The sequence below is a fragment of the Streptomyces chattanoogensis genome (assembly GCF_001294335.1).
GTDB classification, from domain to species: domain Bacteria; phylum Actinomycetota; class Actinomycetes; order Streptomycetales; family Streptomycetaceae; genus Streptomyces; species Streptomyces chattanoogensis.
In genome coordinates this window covers 1-1,708 of the sequence record NZ_LGKG01000015.1, presented here as the reverse complement: position 1 = coordinate 1,708, position 1,708 = coordinate 1, and the positions used below count along the sequence as shown (strand labels likewise).

1 protein-coding gene is annotated in these 1,708 nt (G+C 65.9%); it reads right to left on the bottom strand.

The window, feature by feature from the left end:
• The coding region (carB, locus tag ADL29_RS05605; protein ID WP_078970765.1) for a carbamoyl-phosphate synthase large subunit at positions 1-1,620 on the bottom strand (1,620 nt) is incomplete at its 3' end.
• Positions 1,621-1,708 lie beyond the last annotated feature (88 nt).

Below are 1,708 nucleotides of genomic sequence, written 5' to 3'. Positions count from 1 at the left end.
CTCCCCGACGAAGGTGAACTGCGAGCCCTTCTTCTCCAGCGAGCGCAGCGCCTTTTGCAGCGCCTCGGTGAAGTTGCGGCCGATGGCCATCGCCTCGCCGACCGACTTCATGGTGGTGGTCAGCGTGGAGTCGGCGCTGGGGAACTTCTCGAACGCGAACCGCGGGGCCTTGACCACCACGTAGTCCAGGGTCGGCTCGAAGGAGGCCGGGGTCTTCTCGGTGATGTCGTTCGGGATCTCGTCCAGCGTGTAGCCGACGGCCAGCTTGGCGGCGATCTTCGCGATCGGGAAACCCGTCGCCTTCGACGCCAGCGCCGAGGAACGCGAAACCCGCGGATTCATCTCGATGACGATCACCCGGCCGTCGTCGGGATTGACGGCGAACTGGATGTTGCAGCCGCCGGTGTCCACACCGACCTCACGGATGATCGCGATGCCCACATCCCGCAGGATCTGGTACTCACGGTCGGTCAGCGTCATCGCCGGCGCCACCGTGATCGAGTCACCGGTGTGCACACCCATCGGATCGAAGTTCTCGATGGAGCACACGACCACGACATTGTCGTGCTTGTCGCGCATCAGCTCCAGCTCGTACTCCTTCCAGCCCAGGATCGACTCCTCCAGGAGCACCTCGGTGGTCGGCGACAGCGTCAGACCCTGCCCCGCGATCCGGCGCAGCTCCTCCTCGTCGTGCGCGAAACCGGAACCGGCGCCGCCCATGGTGAAGGAAGGCCGCACCACCACCGGGTAGCCGCCGAGCGTCTCGACACCGGCCAGCACGTCGTCCATGGAGTGGCAGATCACCGAGCGCGCGGACTCGCCGTGGCCGGTCTTCCTGCGGACCTCCTCGACGACCTCCTTGAACAGGTCACGGTCCTCACCCTTGTTGATCGCCTCGACGTTCGCGCCGATCAGCTCCACGCCGTACTTGTCCAGCACACCCTGCTCATGCATGGAGATCGCGGTGTTCAACGCCGTCTGGCCGCCCAGCGTCGGCAGCAGGGCATCGGGACGCTCCTTGGCGATGATCTTCTCGACGAACTCCGGCGTGATCGGCTCGACATACGTCGCATCGGCGATCTCGGGATCGGTCATGATCGTCGCGGGGTTGGAGTTCACCAGGATGACCCGCAGACCCTCGGACTTGAGGACCCGGCAGGCCTGGGTACCGGAATAGTCGAACTCCGCGGCCTGGCCGATGACGATCGGGCCGGAGAGACAGACATGGGAGACCTCCGCACGCCCGAAGGGGGTGTCGGAAACCCTGTCGAGGGGGGCGTCCACGGCGAAGCCGTGATTGTGCGCGGTGACCTCGACCTTCCCCGTCGTCCGGTCCTGCACCGGCTGATTGATCCCCCGATGACCGTACTTCAGCTTGTACGTACCAAAGCCCAGCGCACGCCCCAGAATCTGGTTGCCGAAGCAGATACCGAACAGCGGCGTCCTGCGGGAGAGCACCTCACGCATGACGGACACCGCGTGGTCGGCGGTGGCCGGGTCGCCCGGACCGTTGGAGAAGAACACACCGTCGGGGCTGACCGCGTACACGTCCTCGGCGGTGGCGGTCGCGGGCAGCACATGCACCTCGATGCCACGCTCGGCCATCCGATGCGGCGTCATGCCCTTGATACCCAGATCGACCGCGGCGACCGTGAACCTCTTCTCCCCGATCGCCGGGACGACATACGCCTCCTTGGTGGCGACCTCC